The organism is Rhizobium mesosinicum, assembly GCF_019511345.1.
In the GTDB taxonomy this organism is placed as follows: Bacteria; Pseudomonadota; Alphaproteobacteria; order Rhizobiales; family Rhizobiaceae; genus Rhizobium; species Rhizobium mesosinicum.
Genome location: NZ_JAEUAK010000001.1, coordinates 620,781 through 634,902, shown reverse-complemented (window position 1 = coordinate 634,902; position 14,122 = coordinate 620,781). Strand labels below are relative to the sequence as shown.

Annotated in this window: 13 protein-coding genes and 1 pseudogene; 8 read left to right on the top strand and 6 right to left on the bottom strand. The window is 60.1% G+C overall.

Annotated elements, in window-relative coordinates; genetic code table 11:
• Positions 1 to 63: 63 nt before the first annotated feature.
• The 5 genes and pseudogenes from JNB85_RS02920 (at position 64) to JNB85_RS02900 (ending at position 2,741) form a co-directional block, all read left to right on the top strand.
• Positions 64 to 525 carry an RbsD/FucU family protein gene (locus tag JNB85_RS02920; protein WP_220332886.1) on the top strand — a complete coding sequence of 154 codons (462 nt, stop codon included), beginning with the start codon at positions 64 to 66 and terminating at the stop codon, positions 523 to 525.
• The gene (locus tag JNB85_RS02915) at positions 522 to 1,448 is read left to right on the top strand and encodes a ribokinase (protein WP_220332885.1); all 927 of its coding nucleotides are present in this window, start codon (positions 522 to 524) and stop codon (positions 1,446 to 1,448) included. Before JNB85_RS02920 ends, JNB85_RS02915 begins: the two co-directional genes overlap by 4 nt.
• 223 nt (positions 1,449 to 1,671) lie before the next feature.
• Positions 1,672 to 1,881, top strand: a pseudogene (locus JNB85_RS02910) (HD domain-containing protein); the annotation flags it as partial.
• 294 nt (positions 1,882 to 2,175) lie between these two features.
• Positions 2,176 to 2,415: a type II toxin-antitoxin system ParD family antitoxin gene (locus JNB85_RS02905; protein ID WP_220332883.1), complete on the top strand. Its 240-nt coding sequence runs from the start codon at positions 2,176 to 2,178 to the stop codon at positions 2,413 to 2,415.
• Entirely contained in the window at positions 2,412 to 2,741 is a 330-nt protein-coding gene (locus JNB85_RS02900) for a type II toxin-antitoxin system RelE/ParE family toxin (protein WP_220332882.1), read from the top strand. The genes JNB85_RS02905 and JNB85_RS02900 overlap by 4 nt, the downstream gene beginning before the upstream one ends.
• A 455-nt stretch (positions 2,742 to 3,196) precedes the next feature.
• Here the strand turns inward: JNB85_RS02900 and JNB85_RS02895 are convergent, their stop codons facing one another.
• A complete protein-coding gene (locus tag JNB85_RS02895; protein ID WP_220332881.1) occupies positions 3,197 to 3,460 on the bottom strand; it encodes a DUF982 domain-containing protein in 264 nt (87 codons plus the stop codon).
• A 360-nt stretch (positions 3,461 to 3,820) separates the two neighbouring features.
• On the opposite strand from JNB85_RS02895, the gene htpG reads away from it, so the two are divergent.
• On the top strand, positions 3,821 to 5,737 hold the full coding sequence (gene htpG, locus JNB85_RS02890) for a molecular chaperone HtpG (protein ID WP_220332880.1): 1,917 nt from the start codon (positions 3,821 to 3,823) through the stop codon (positions 5,735 to 5,737).
• 67 nt (positions 5,738 to 5,804) lie between these two features.
• Here htpG and JNB85_RS02885 read toward each other — a convergent pair whose 3' ends face one another.
• The 4 genes from JNB85_RS02885 to JNB85_RS02870 form a co-directional block, all read right to left on the bottom strand.
• A complete protein-coding gene (locus JNB85_RS02885; RefSeq protein WP_338050298.1) occupies positions 5,805 to 6,782 on the bottom strand; it encodes an alpha/beta hydrolase in 978 nt (325 codons plus the stop codon).
• A 185-nt stretch (positions 6,783 to 6,967) separates the two neighbouring features.
• On the bottom strand, positions 6,968 to 7,480 hold the full coding sequence (locus tag JNB85_RS02880) for a ferritin-like domain-containing protein (RefSeq protein WP_220332879.1): 513 nt from the start codon (positions 7,478 to 7,480) through the stop codon (positions 6,968 to 6,970).
• Positions 7,481 to 8,044: 564 nt separating this feature from the next.
• A complete protein-coding gene (locus JNB85_RS02875) occupies positions 8,045 to 9,112 on the bottom strand; it encodes a cyclic nucleotide-gated ion channel (protein ID WP_220332878.1) in 1,068 nt (355 codons plus the stop codon).
• 174 nt (positions 9,113 to 9,286) lie between these two features.
• On the bottom strand, positions 9,287 to 9,856 hold the full coding sequence (locus JNB85_RS02870) for a nucleoside 2-deoxyribosyltransferase (protein WP_220332877.1): 570 nt from the start codon (positions 9,854 to 9,856) through the stop codon (positions 9,287 to 9,289).
• Positions 9,857 to 10,255: 399 nt separating this feature from the next.
• On the opposite strand from JNB85_RS02870, the gene JNB85_RS02865 reads away from it, so the two are divergent.
• Entirely contained in the window at positions 10,256 to 12,217 is a 1,962-nt protein-coding gene (locus JNB85_RS02865) for an elongation factor G (RefSeq protein WP_220332876.1), read from the top strand.
• Between the two features lie 153 nt (positions 12,218 to 12,370).
• Here JNB85_RS02865 and JNB85_RS02860 read toward each other — a convergent pair whose 3' ends face one another.
• Positions 12,371 to 13,306, bottom strand: coding sequence for a sugar-binding transcriptional regulator (locus JNB85_RS02860; RefSeq protein WP_220332875.1), 936 nt, complete (start codon positions 13,304 to 13,306; stop codon positions 12,371 to 12,373).
• 73 nt (positions 13,307 to 13,379) lie between these two features.
• On the opposite strand from JNB85_RS02860, the gene JNB85_RS02855 reads away from it, so the two are divergent.
• The gene (locus JNB85_RS02855; protein ID WP_220332874.1) at positions 13,380 to 14,099 is read left to right on the top strand and encodes an HAD family hydrolase; all 720 of its coding nucleotides are present in this window, start codon (positions 13,380 to 13,382) and stop codon (positions 14,097 to 14,099) included.
• The last annotated feature ends 23 nt before the right edge of the window (positions 14,100 to 14,122 follow it).

Below are 14,122 nucleotides of genomic sequence, written 5' to 3'. Positions count from 1 at the left end.
TGTCGCCGAACACAGAAGTTGAAGCACGGCCGGCGCTCCGGCTGGAGAAAGGATGGAAGATCGATGCTCAAGGGAATTCGGGCCGAACTCAACGGCGACATTCTTCAGGCACTTTGCAACATGGGACATGGCGATTATCTCGTCATCTCCGACATGAACTTTCCGTCGGATTCGATAGCCCGGCAGACGCGTTTGGGCAGACTGCTGACCATGGAAAATATTCCGGCCCCGCAGGCGATCGACGCGGTCCTTTCCGTCCTGCCTCTGGACACGCCGATCCAGCCTTCGATCGGCCGCATGGAAGTGATTGGCAAGCCGGATGAGATTCCGCCGATTCAGCAGGAAGTGCAGGCGATCGTCGACCGCGCCGAAGGCAAGCCGTCGCCGATGTATCCCGTCGAACGAATGGCGTTCTACGACATTGCCAAAAGGGCTTATTGCGTGATCGCGACCGGGGAATTGCGGTTCTATGGATGCTTCCTACTGACCAAGGGCGTCATTCCAGCCGAAGAGGCCGTGAGATGAGCGAGAGAAGCGGGATCGTCATTTTAGGCATTTTTGCCGCCGACACCGCCTATAAGGCAAAGCGCCTACCCCATATTGCCGAGACACTGATGGGGTCGGCCTTCAGCCTCGGGCCGGGAGGCAAGGGCTCCAACCAAGCGATAGCCGCGGCAAAGGCGGGCGGCAAGGTAACTTTCATTTCAAGGGTCGGTAACGATGCGTTCGGCGCGATGGCGCTTGCGGCCTATGCGGAGGCTGGCATCAAAGCCAATGTTATGAAGATGGAAGGCGTTTCGACGGGTGCGGCCTTCATCTTCGTCGACGAAATGAGCGGCGACAACGCCATCATCGTGGTGCCGGGCGCCGCAGGGCTGATCGGCATCGAAGATGTCGAAGCGAATCGGGCGGTGATCGAAAGCGCCGCCATCTTCATGACACAGCTCGAGCAACCTCTGGAGGCGGCGTTGCACGGCCTGTCGATAGCCAAGAGGGCAGGGGCAACGACAATCTTCAACCCGGCGCCGGCCAGCGCCATACCGGACGGCATCTATGGCTTGTGCGATTTCATCGTTCCCAACGAGGTCGAAGCGGCAGAATTAGTGGGTCATGCGATCGAAACCGACGAGCAGGCACGCGCAGCAGCGCGCACCCTGGTCGCTCGAGGCGCGAAAGCAGCGGTCATCACGCTGGGTGCCCGCGGTGCCCTCTATCACACCGCCGGGGAAAGCGAATTCATTCCCGCTTTTTCGGCGGGAAGTGTCATCGACACGACCGGAGCCGGCGACGCCTTTCTCGGCGGGTTCGCGACGGCGATTTCCGAAGGTCGGGTGCCAATCGAGGCCGTCCGTTTCGGCTGCGCAACTGCCGCAATCGCGGTAACACGGCCGGGCACGGCTCCTGCCATGCCTTCTCGCGCCGAGATCACGGCCTTGCTGGGCTCCTGATGATTGAATACCGCAGAGGAATTGGGCGAGGCGTGCCAGCCTCGTCATCTCCGGAAGCCGTCGATCCAACCTTGTAAAGACGGAGCCGATGCCACGCCGGCTCGATGGGCGCGTCCAAGTCGGCTGTCGCCTCGGTGATCATGGTCTCTTACCCGTTCATCGACCTGAGACAGTGCGCCAATTACGGACGCGCTCATTGTGGGATCTTCCTTGGAAAGCGTCGTCGGTCATCTCTGCCGTGGACGCTTTGACCCGCAGGTCAGCCGTGTCGGACGACGAGTTTGTCAGGCGCTCGGCATCCAATCCGTTGGCCCTTCCGGTTAAACAAGCGGACCTGGAGGACAATCTATGGCAGGCTAATCAAATCGGGGCCAACGCAGAAACGCACTGGCGTGGCCTCGACGTGCTGCGCGAGCGCAAGAACGAACGCTGAGCAGTTGGCCCTGAAGCAGGATTAAACCACATGCACATCCGGATGCTGGTGGGTCGATTCACATGGTGATGTCGTCTCGTCAGTTCATTGCCGCAATGAACGATCCGGCAGGTTCGAAGGCAAAATCAAACAGCCATTCGAATGCTGGTCCTTTGGAGGCGCGCGCCGTGCGACCTCCGACGCGCAAATGACCGCGAGCTAGGATCTATTGAGCTCAATGCTCTTCGTCCCAACCTATCTAAGGCAAAAATGCGTATCTTGCCAAATTTTGCCATTGGAGCTATGAGTATTCACATGAGCACAATGAACATTTCTCTCCCGGACCACCTTAAGAGCTTCGTTGATGAGCAGGTCGCGGGACGTGGGTATGGGACCAGCAGCGAATATATCCGCGAATTGATTCGGCGAGATCAGGACCGTCTTATTTTGCGCGGGCTGTTGATTGACGGAGCATCGTCCGGACAATCTGATCCCGTCGATGGGCACTATTTCACGCAATTGCGTGATCGTGTGCGCGGCCGGCACAGCAAGTGACAAACAAGTCCGTCGTCCCTCGGGAATTGGCTCGCAGTGATGTCGAAGCGGCCGTTGACTACTATGTACTCGAGGCTGGGACCGAGGCCGCCCTTGACTTTATTGACGCCTTGGAAGCAGCTTATAACCTGATCGCAAGGCATCCGGAATCGGGATCGCTACGATATGGATACGAGCTGGGATTGCCTGACCTGCGCAGCGTTTCACTGAAACGATACCCCTATATCGTCTTTTATCGTGATCAAGAACATCATGTTGATGTGTGGCGTGTGCTTCATGGGAAACGGGACATTCCCCAGTCGATGCACGAGCCTGAAAATCATTGATCCGCGGTCTGAGCCCATAGCAATAACTGGCCCGGTCTCGGGCCTATACAACCTCACATCCGGTCGCCACTCACAGCGGCTGCACCATGATCCCGCATTCGACGGTTAATGGCCAGTATCAGCCGCCCCTCCATGTTGACGGGTAGAATAAAGCGGAAGGTGCTTAGGCCCCTGGGCGCAGTACAGCACAGCCGCCACGGAGGGTTTAACGCTCGTAGAAAGAAGCCGTCGAAGCGGGCAAGTTTAAAAGTTTGAGCGGGCCGTCAGACCGTTTGGAGGTTCGTAGCGCAGGAAAACCTCAGCCGTACGACCTGATCGCATTACGTCGAAAGTTCCCGGTGCCGAGCTATTTTCTCAGAAAGGCAAACCGCTGCCCATGCCAGCCGAGCCGGCATCTCCTGTCCTTGCTGGCGCAAGAGAGACGTCTCTGTCCGTCTTGTCGCCGAGTATAGATGTCAATGAAGAACGGCGACCGCTGCCACACCAGCTTCGTTGGCGGCCCGTAGGATCGCGCTCCGCAATTCGGTGCTGCTGGCTTTTCCGATCATGACGTCGAGACAGGCTTTAACCGCCGACAGAAACTCCTCGCCGTCGTCCGAAGGCCATTCTTTGATCAATGCGTTCGCAGCCTCATGGACGGTGCGGAGTATCAACCGTCTGCCGGGATCTTTGAAGATGAGGACGACTTGATCAATCTCAGTCGACATATCGAGTTTCATTACGCAACACCCCAGCGATACAGGCGGAACACGTTCGAGGGGAGAAATTAATCAGGAGGTTGTAGGCTGTCGCGTGAAAAGAGCGTGACAGGCGCGGTGGGTTCGTAAGAGCCCGAGTTGGGAAGCGCCCAGACGCCCCGGCGACGAACTGCCGGCCGCCGGCGATGGCGCCGTCAAACCAATAGGATTAAGCGCCGTTTCGGCTGGTCAGTGTCTGCCAAGCTGCTACCTCGCCCTTTTTTCCTGAAGCTGCTTCCCGAAGACATGCAGATGGTGAACCATTAAGTTCCTCTTGAATTTCGCGCCGGACTTTGCCACCTCATCGACGCCATTTTCAAACGTGAAGGAGAAATCGCACTCATGCCGACCGCTGCAGAAAAGCCTGCCGAAAGCCACGTCTTCGAGGCCGACGTTGCCCGCCTTCTGCATATGATGGTGCACTCGGTCTATTCGGACAAAGACGTCTTCCTGCGCGAGCTGATTTCGAACGCCGCCGACGCTTGCGAAAAGTTGCGCTACGAATCGATCGAAACGCCATCCCTTTCCGGATCCGACCCCGAGAGCCGCATCACTCTGTCGCTCGACGAAGAGCGTCGGGAGCTTTCGGTCGAGGACAACGGGATCGGGATGAGCCGGGAGGAACTTATCGAAGCGCTCGGGACCATCGCCCGGTCCGGAACCCGGGCCTTCATGGAACGTCTGGAATCCGGCAAGGCCGGCGAAGGGGCACAATTGATCGGCCAGTTCGGCGTCGGTTTCTATTCCTGCTTCATGGTCGCCGAACGCGTCGACGTCGTCTCGCGCCGCGCTGGTTCGGACGAAGCCTGGCTCTGGTCTTCCGACGGCAAGGGTAACTACAGCGTCAGCCCTGCCGATATCGCCGAGGCGCCACCGCGCGGCACACGCATCCTGCTTCATCTGACGGAGGAGGCGAAGAAGTATACGTCCCGCTGGACGATCGAGCAGATCGTGAAGGAGCAGTCAGGTCATGTGCCCGTCGCAATCAGCATCGTCGATAAGCCCGGAAGCGAGCCGGTCCGGATCACCGACGGAAGCGCGCTTTGGACGAAATCGAAAAATGACGTCAGCAAGGATGAATACCGTGACTTTTATCGCGGGATCTCAGGCCAGTATGACGAGCCTGCACTGACCGTGCACTTCCGGGCGGAGGGAAGGCATGAATACAGCGCCCTTGCGTTCGTTCCGGGTTCGCAGCCCTTCGACCTGTTCGACCCTGAGCGCACCGGACGGATGAAGCTCTACGTCAAGCGCGTCTTCATTACCGACGATGCCGGGCTCCTTCCGCGTTATCTCCGTTTCGTGCGCGGCCTGGTCGACACATCCGACCTGCCGCTCAACGTCTCGCGCGAGATGATCCAGGAAAGCCCTGTCCTGTCGTCGATCAGAAAGGGTGTGACCAGCCGGATCATCACCGCGATCGAAAAGCTTGCGGAAAACGAAGAAGATACCTTCCTCACGCTGTGGAAGAATTTTGGCGCAGTTTTGAAGGAAGGCATCTACGAAGACTTCGAGCGCCGTACCCAGCTTTTGGCCCTTTCGCGCTTCCGCACGACTGCTTCGGGCGAGGGCTATCGCTCGCTTGCCGACTATGTGAAGGACGCCAAGGATGGTCAGGGCGCCATCTATTACCTCGCCGGTGCCAGCCTTGAACAGTTGAGGGCATCGCCGCAGTTGGAGGGATTCCGCGCCAGGGGCATCGAGGTGCTGCTGCTGACGGATCAGATCGACAGCTTCTGGGTCATGAACGCACCGGAGTTCGAAGGCAAGACGTTCAGGTCGATCACCCAGGGCGCGGCCGAACTGTCGCAATTTCCTTTGCTGGACAACGAAAAGGCCTCGCTGCCGGAGACGACTGCGGGTGCTGAATCGTTCATAGCATTCGTCAAGGACAAGCTTGCCGACCAGGTCGCAGATGTCAGGGCATCGGCCCGTCTGACGGAAAGTGCGGTCTGCCTTGTCGCCACCGAAGGAAGCTACGATCGGCAGATGGAGAAATTCCTGCAGAGCGCCGGCCGGCTTCAGGAGGCGGCCAAGCCGATTCTGGAAATCAATCCGGATCACGCGATGATCAGGGCGGTTGCCGGCCTGGAGGATAATTCGCCGCTCAAGGAAGATGCCGCTTGGCTGCTATTCGATCAGGCCCGCATCCTTGATGGTGACAAACCCGCAGATTCGCGTGCTTTTGCCGAGCGTCTCGGACGTATTTTCGAGAAAGCGGCCCGCTCCGGCGATGCGGGCTCTCCGTCGAGCCGCTGACGCCGGCTCGACAATTCGAAGGCGGCATCTGAAGGTGGGCCGCCACACCGGTCCATCCTCCTAGATGTCATCCTGGGTCGGGCTTCTGTGCGCCCTCGACCAGCGTCCTCATCCAGTGACGAGCGAAGTTGTTTGTCTTGGCGGCGAGAGCGGTCGGCATCCTGTTGAAGCCGTGGACCGCTTCGGGAACGAGGATACAGCGGGCATCTCCTCCCGCGCGTCGCCAGCATTCACAGATTTCGAGGCTGTCATCTGCAATCGGATCGAGGCAGCCGGCGATGAACAGCGCCGGTGGAAGGTCGTAGAAATCACCGTCCACGGGTCCTTTTCGTTTTTCTTCAGGCAGCGAAGGTCTCAAGCGGCGCAAATTTGCAAGCGCCGAAGGTCCATCGATGAGCAGGCTTTCGGAAGAACTTTCCCGAAGGCTTTGCGACCCCTCGAGATCGAAAGCGCCACACATGGAGTAGAATCCGATGACGGCGCGTTGCTGTCCAGCTGAACGAAGATGAAAGAAGGCCTCCACCGCCAAGTGGGCGCCGGACGACTCTCCGGAAAGGATGATGTGCGTGACGCCAAACCGCTCGAGATTGGTCGCCAGCCACGAGGCAGCCGCCAGGCAGTCTTTGAGGGTTCGCGCGAGGTCGTCGTCTGCCGCATTGCGAAAATCCACGGCTGCAACCACAATCGCGCAATCGTCCGCGATCAAGCTGGCCAATCGATCTTCCAAACGTGCGTCACCCATGACCCAGGCTCCGCCATGAAAATGAATGACCAGTGCGCGGGGAGGATCGCGAGGATGGGTGACACGGATCGACAGCGACCCCGTCAGGGTAATGATCGAAACCCGTGAACCCATCCGTTTCAGGTCGGGACGGAGTTTATGCCAAGCCGTGACCAGCGACTGGACGAGGCGTGCGTTCCATCGATGGCCGGTCTTGAACCGCGGTATCCACGACAGCAGCCTGTTGAAGCAGCGTGCCCGCCGCAGGTCCTTCTCTGAGAGTTCAAGTCCCGGGCGAACCGCCATGGTCACCTTGCCGATCACCTAAGGTTAGTGTCGTTACGACTTTGATGCAGGTCGCGAACGGCCGCCCAGAGATCCCTTGATCTGAAGCGGCAAAGCTTCGCCCGTCTTCGGGGTTCTTTGCGCGCGGAGCCTTAAGCAGATGCTGCGCGCTCGGTTCCGAACGTGCCTGAGCAATGCGCCCTTCGTCGTTCGCTGGAAGACAGTCAGACCTTTGCGGTTCTGCCCGATACCCGCAGCGACAGAAACTTCTGCGTCAGCAGCGTGACCTGTGAGTCGAGCCAGCTAGCCATTGCTTCTTCTTCGGCAAGGTTCGCCTTCAGTCCGGCGACGGCTGCCATGAAGCCTCCAGCTTCCGCGACAGTCAGCAGCGACTTGTATGCCGCGACCTCGTAGTTCTCGAACGCGAAATTGGCGAATGAATTCTTCAGGATCTCGTCACCCGCCACGGTATGCCCCAGTGCAGCCATAGAACCCGTGATGGACAGAGCCATGTCCTTCAGCGTCGAGTGGTCCTCGTCAAGGCCTGCCAGAATCTCCTCGATGCGGCGGATCTGGCCTTCTGTCTCGGTGATGTGATGGCCGAGCTTCTCGGCTACTTCCGGATAGTTCTCTATCCGGCTGAGCTGCGGCTTCATGATGCTGAGAGCCTGGTTTTCCATCGCGTGGGCGTTCCTCAGGCCGACGATGAACACGTCGCGGGTTTCACTCTCTGCCATAGTCTTTCCTTTTGAAGTTGGATTTGCCTCCACTTAACCTGAGAATCGCGTTCTTGTTCCCACGCACCGACGGACAGCGCTTTCTGTCTGCTACTGTACAAAATCCAGCGACCTCGCCCGCTGGGACGTGGTGAGCGCGGCACGCGGGCGAGGGCGCAAGCACGCGTGAACTGAAGATCGTATTCGCAATCGTCGAAGGCTCTATCTCGATCGGCCGCCAGGACTTCGAAGCGCGGCAGATGATGGTGGTCCGTCGCGGTGACAGGATCACGGTGACCGCAGGCGGCCAAGGGGCGGCTGACGACGTTGGGCGGCGCGACGCTTTCAGGGCCACGCTGAACACCAGGAACGAGCCGTTTGACAGGTGCGATTGAAACCGCAGGAGAGCCGCCATTGCGAGTCCCTATCCCGACCGCTGCTGGCGCTCCCTCTACGGCATGTCTAACCGGAGCGGCCTCGCCTCGATCGTCTCCCCCAACAGCCGTCTGGATCTTTTCCTCTGTCGGCAGACCGCGACTATTTCTCAGTACGACGACCGCGGCAATGCCGCAGCATCAAGTTGGATTATTCCTTCGGCGGCCCGCCCCGCCGCTCCAGCGCCGTCTTTCGGATGGTCTCGGCGATCTCCGGACTACTGCTCGACAACATCTGGAAATCCACGGCGTAGAGCGACAGCAGCGATACCTCGGTTGCTGCGCTGACCGTCGCTGAGCGCGGTTCGCCGCTGATCAGCGCCATCTCGCCGAAGAAGTTTCCGGCACCGAGTTCCACTGGATGGTCGGGTGTCGCCACGGTGACCCGTCCCTCGACAATGAAGAACATCTGATCGCCAGCATCGCCCTTGCGGCAGATCACGGCACCTGCGGGGACAATACGCGGTCGCAACGCCCGAACGATCTCGATCAGTGCAGCGGAACCAAGCTTCTGGAACAGAGGTACGGCAGCGACCAATTGCCAGTTGCGAACGAAGTCTCGGCGGCGAACCTCTTCGTAGAAGCCGGTGGCGAGGATGCCGGCCCAAAGTGCGAAAATACCGATCCCGCTCATCATCACCAGTCCGGCCAGAACTCGGCCTGCAAGGCTCTGCGGGATTTCGTCACCATAGCCGGTCGTCGACAGCGTCACGACCGCCCACCACATCGCCTGCGGAATGCTGCCGAACGTATCGGGCTGGACGTCTCGCTCGATGATATAACCGGCCAACGCAGCGCCAAAAAGAACGATGCCGAATACCGATGTCACGCCAAGCAGATTGCGCGATTCATTCGCGACCACTTTTGCCAGCAGCCTGAAAAAACTCGAGTCGCGCAACGGCTTGAGAAGCCAGATGGCGCAAAAAAGGTTTCGGTCACGGGAGCCAACGAACAAGAATGCAGCAGCCGGAACCAGAACCGCGAGCAAATCGATCAGGAGGGCCGGCATGCTGCCCGACAAGCGGTGTCGCCGTGAAAGCAATGTGCCGCTCAATTGGAGGACATAGGCCAGCCAAATTGCCGCAAGGAGCAGCTCATAGGCAAGCCTCTCCTGTCCAGTCAGGCCCTCGGTTGTCAGTGCGGCAACGACCAGGAGACCGATTGCAGCCAGCAGCGCGTTGAGCGGCGTCGAAATCTTTGAGAAAGGCACTGCCGACATTACACACTCCCAACCGCCCGACATTCGTCGACAATAGATACGTTCGGGCCACACGCAAGGGAACGGGGACTGATGCAATCTGTCTTCGCATCAAAGAATTCGGACTTTGCGCCGAAAAGGGGTCGAGGGGGCCGCCGAACCAGGCTCCCGGAGGGTGAGGGGCGCGGTACCTCCCTAGCGCAGCTTCTCAACGGCGACGGCAAGACACGTCTTGAACGCGGCAAGGTCCGTATAGAGCGCATCCGGCCGCGCGTCTCCGATGATGAGGACGCCACCGCGCCGCTCGATCCCGGCGTGCAGCATGAGATTGTCAGCCAGGCCAAAATCCTCGACTGCAATTCCGTTCGGGTCTCGCAGTCGACCTTCAGCATCATACGCGACGGCCCCGTCATAAAGATCGCTCACTCGTCCGCTGTGATCGCGGGCCACATTCGTGTAGGCGAATACAGGCTTACCGCTTGCGCACATAAAGCCGAGTTCGAAGGCCGTCCCTGTATCGGCGGCAATGCCGCGAAATGGCGTCAGATTGGCGATGATCGCATCAGCCTCGATCATCATCCTCTCGTCCACCGCGTTTATCGCCGCGGCCCGCTCGCGCTTCGAGTTCGTATGCGGGATTTCCAGATCGCCGGGCGAAAGCGGGAAAAATCCCGCCTCACGGGCAAGTGCTGCCTTGCGGTCGAGCATCTCACGGGCGTTGGGAAGGAAGACCTCGGGACCGGCCAGATAAACTTTTTTTGTCATAATTGCACCTGAAAGAAATGGGCTCGATGACCAAAATACCCTTCTCGCTGTACAGCGAAGAGGGATCTTAATCTAGTGGGCGAAAGCCGCCCACCCAGCGCGGCCACGTATTAGCGCAACGCCGCCGCAGGCGGCCATCAAGTGGCGTAGACAGCCAGTCGACGTAAGCTTGCGCTGCTTCCCGGATGGCGCAGCAGCGCGCAAGTTCATGGCTAATTGTAGCTTCAGAGTCTCTGGATGGATCGTTTTGGATGCGTCTGCAGCCCTGTTGGAAATCCGAGAAGAGCTCCTGTCTGCAGGTCAAAGCGTTGTGAAACTGAACACCTCTGGCGCCTTGCAGCGGTTCAGGGCATCCTATGATGGCTGAAAATTGTGTTTATGGCAGTTGGAGGAATGCCGATGCGCTGCTTTACCGTGCTTGGACCCTCGCAGACCGGAAAATCAACAGTCGTGGAAAAGCTCGGTTCCCTGGAGGGGGCGCCGAGAAAATCCACGTCCCCTTATGGATTGAACCTCACAGAATTCACCTTTGGAAACGAGGCGTGGTGTGCGCTGGATGCGCCAGGACTGAGCGAAGCGTTGGCGCACGTGCAGCACGCGCTTCTTGCCAGCGACGCCTGCATCCTGTGCGTTTCATCGGCACCCGAGGAGGCTGTGCTCGCCGCGCCCTATCTGCGGGTAGTCGAAGCCTCGGGGACGCCTTGCATCCTCTTCGTCAATCGGATGGATGAACCGAGGGGGCGGCTACGAGATGTGATCGCCGCGCTTCAAGACTACGCCAACCACACGCTTTTGCTTCGCCAGATCCCGATCCGCGAGGGAGACAGGATCATAGGCAGTTGTGATCTGATTTCGGAACGGGCGTGGCGCTACCGGGAAGGGCAGACTTCATCACTGATCGCAATCCCCGAAAGCGCCGCCGAGCGCGAGCACGAAGCGCGCACCGAACTCCTGGAACATCTGTCCGAATTCGATGACTGGCTTCTCGAGGAACTGATCGAAGACCGGGAACCGCCCAGCGACGCTCTCTATGCCATTTCATCGCGGGTTCTCAGGGAAAACAGGATTATTCCAGTCCTGATCGGTGCCGCAAGTCACGGCAACGGCATGATGAGGCTGATGAAGGCGCTGCGCCACGAGGCGCCGCCGGTGGGGGTTCTTCGACAGCGCCTGGCTCGTGCGGGCAATGTCGATGAAAACAAGCTGACCGCCGTGGGCTTCCACGCCTACCATCGTCAGAATATCGGCAAGACGGTTTTGGTGCGTGCGTTTGGTGAGGGACTGCGGCAAGGCGCATTACTGGGCGGCTCCAGCCTCGGTGCCGTGCAGGATCCCGCAAACGGACGGTCCAGCTCGGCGATCGTGCCTGCACCGGGGGATGTCTTCGCAACGGTCAAGTCCGACCACTTGCCCGTCCCGTCGCTGTTGACATCGGACGGGGCGGTCGCCCCACCCGAATGGACCGAGCCACCTACGCCGATGCTTGAAAGGATCCTGGTCCCGGGCAGCGTACGCGATGAAAACAAGCTTTCCGAAACGCTGGCAAAACTTGCCGAGACGGATCGTGGTCTTGTCGTTTTGCAGGAGGAAGGCACTGGCGCACAGCTCGTCCGCGCCCAGGGTCCGGTACATCTGCGCGATCTCTGCCGAACCCTGTCCGACGTCTTCCACATCGACGTAACCGATCGAACGCCCAGCCCGATCTACCGCGAAACGATCGCGAAGCCCTCCGAGGTTCACTACCGGCATCGCAAACAGACCGGCGGTGCCGGGCAATTCGCGGATGTGAAGCTGAGCATTCGCCCCAACGAGCGCGGCCGGGGCTTTACCTTCAGCGAAACCGTCAAGGGTGGCGTCGTCCCGCGCAACTATATCCCTGCCGTCGAAGCAGGCGCGCGCGAAGCGATGGAGAAAGGGCCGCTCGGCTTCCAGGTCATCGATGTCGGAGTGACCCTGTTCGATGGTCAGCACCATGCCGTCGACAGCTCGGAACACGCCTTCAGGACTGCGTCGAAAATGGGAGTGCGACAGGCGCTTTCCGAAGGATCGGCCGTGTTAATGCAACCGGTCTTCCGCAGCGAAATCCACATTCCGTCGATCTATTCCGGCAGCCTCGTCCAAATCGTCTCGGCTCTCAAGGGTCAGGTTCTCGGCTTCGACCGGGATGAAACCGCCAAGGGATGGGACATCTTCCGGGCCCTTATTCCGGGCGGCGCACTTGACGATCTGGCGCGGGCGCTACGCTCGGCGACGCAGGGCATTGGTTATTTCTCCAAGACCTTCGATCACTTCGAGGAGCTGTACGGCAAGGAAGCGGACGCCATCGTGAGGGCACACGGAGAACCAGGCGTCGCACACTGAAACGTTCGCGCCACGTCATGTTCGTTCGCAGAATGGGGCTCATGTCGTTTGGCAGTTAACTGAGTTCTTCCTTACTTCGTGTGGAGCGATGGTAACTATTTGTCTGCGACCCCCAAGCCAGCTGTTATCCTCGTGCGGGCGCACTTCGCATCATCACCCCGCCAGCAGCATCCTCGCGCTCTCCTCGTCCGTCACCAGCGCCGTCGCCAGGCCGGCGCGGATGGTGGCGCTGAGGATGGCGTGTTTGTGGGCGCCGCCGGAGGCGACGATGCGGCAGGGGATCTTGCGGTAGTCGGAAAGATCGGGGGCGAGCACCTGGGCGTTCAGCGGATGGGCGACGGGGCGGCCCTCGGCGTCGATATAGCGGCCGAGCAGATCGCCGACGGCGCCGGCGGCGATGAGGTCGCCGACATCGGTTCCGGGCGGCAGGCCGTAGCGCACCTGCAGGGATTGCCGCGTCATATCGCCGACGCTCAGATAGGAAATATCGACCTCGCAGGTCTGCCGGAAGATCCGCTCGAAGACCGATTGCGAGATGATCGCCTCGCGTGATTGCGGGCTTTCCGCATAGATCGGCGCTGCGAAATAATGGCATTGCGCCTTCAGGACCTGCGCGAAGGCGCGCACGATCTCGAACGTGCTGATCTCCGAACCGCGCGTCAGCCCGCCCATCATCGAGCGCAGCTCGATCTCGGGCTCGTTTGCCGGCGTCATGTGAATGACGGTTTCCCTGAGCGTCGCCCCCCAGCCGACGCCGATGGAGCGGGGCTTGCGGGCCTGGATCAGCCGGTCGAGATAGGCGGCGGCACCGCGGCCGACCGCCTGGTGCAGAAGCTGGGGATCGGCAGGCGTCGGAACGACGATCGCCGCCTCCAGGCCGAAACGTTCCTGCAGTCGCGACTCGAGCTCCATGCCGGCGGCAAGCGGCGAGGCGAAGCTGACCCTGACGATGCCTTCCTCAAGAGCTGCGGCCAGAAACTCGTTGACCCTGCGGCGGGTGAGGTTCATGCGCTCGGCGATCTGCGCCTGGGTCAATCCCTCCACGTGGTAGAGCCATGCCGCCCGGATTTTCAGCTCACTAAAATCCATAAATCTTCGTCCCGAATTCACAGGGGTTACAAACATCACATAGATGTAACAAATGTAACGTAATGCCGTTGGCATGACGATAGAACTTCTGATCTTCGATTGCGATGGCGTATTGATCGACAGCGAGCCGATGGCGAGCGGCATGCTGGCGAAGGCCCTTGAGCGCGCCGGTATTTCCTTGAGCCATGCCGAGGTTCACCGCCGCTTCACCGGTCTTTCGGGCGAGGCGGCCCGCCGCCTCTGCAGGGAAGAGCTGGGCCTTGCCGATCCCGACCCGGTCTTTGCCGATGCCGGTCGCGCGCTCTACGATGAATTCTCCCGCTCGCTGCAGCCGATGGCCGGCATGGAAAAGCTGGTGGGGGATTTGAAGCTGCGCAAATGCGTCGCATCCAACAGCGATCTGGAGCGGCTGCGCCGCAGCCTCGGTCTCTTCGGCCTCTGGGCCGAATTTGCCCCGCATATCTACAGCGCAGAGATGGTGGCGAGGCCGAAACCCGCTCCGGATCTCTTCCTGCACTGCGCCGCAAAGCTCGGCGTCGAGCCGCGTCACTGCCTTGTCATCGATGACAGCGCACTCGGGGTTAGGGGTGCGGTGGCCGCCGGCATGGCGGCGATCGGCTTCGTCGATCCGGCCGATCCGCGCAGCGGACGTCACGAGGCGCTGAAGGCGGCCGGGGCTCTGCAGACGGTCGAAGGGGCCGGCGAACTGGCGCTCGCGCTCGCAGCGCTTTCGTCTTCTGAAAAGGAACAGGCGTCTTCTGAAAGGAAACCGGCGGTGGAGACTGCCAGCTGATCTCGCGCGGGCGGATGTTTTCG

Excerpts from the sequence above, each read along its gene's own strand:
- JNB85_RS02920 (WP_220332886.1), top strand. The coding sequence starts at position 64 with ATGCTCAAGGGAATTCGGGCCGAACTCAACGGCGACATTCTTCAGGCA.
- JNB85_RS02915 (WP_220332885.1), top strand. The coding sequence starts at position 522 with ATGAGCGAGAGAAGCGGGATCGTCATTTTAGGCATTTTTGCCGCCGAC.
- JNB85_RS02905 (WP_220332883.1), top strand. The coding sequence starts at position 2,176 with ATGAGCACAATGAACATTTCTCTCCCGGACCACCTTAAGAGCTTCGTT.
- JNB85_RS02895 (WP_220332881.1), bottom strand. The coding sequence starts at position 3,460 with ATGAAACTCGATATGTCGACTGAGATTGATCAAGTCGTCCTCATCTTC.
- htpG (WP_220332880.1), top strand. The coding sequence starts at position 3,821 with ATGCCGACCGCTGCAGAAAAGCCTGCCGAAAGCCACGTCTTCGAGGCC.
- JNB85_RS02880 (WP_220332879.1), bottom strand. The coding sequence starts at position 7,480 with ATGGCAGAGAGTGAAACCCGCGACGTGTTCATCGTCGGCCTGAGGAAC.
- JNB85_RS02875 (WP_220332878.1), bottom strand. The coding sequence starts at position 9,112 with ATGTCGGCAGTGCCTTTCTCAAAGATTTCGACGCCGCTCAACGCGCTG.
- JNB85_RS02870 (WP_220332877.1), bottom strand. The coding sequence starts at position 9,856 with ATGACAAAAAAAGTTTATCTGGCCGGTCCCGAGGTCTTCCTTCCCAAC.
- JNB85_RS02865 (WP_220332876.1), top strand. The coding sequence starts at position 10,256 with ATGCGCTGCTTTACCGTGCTTGGACCCTCGCAGACCGGAAAATCAACA.
- JNB85_RS02860 (WP_220332875.1), bottom strand. The coding sequence starts at position 13,306 with ATGGATTTTAGTGAGCTGAAAATCCGGGCGGCATGGCTCTACCACGTG.
- JNB85_RS02855 (WP_220332874.1), top strand. The coding sequence starts at position 13,380 with ATGACGATAGAACTTCTGATCTTCGATTGCGATGGCGTATTGATCGAC.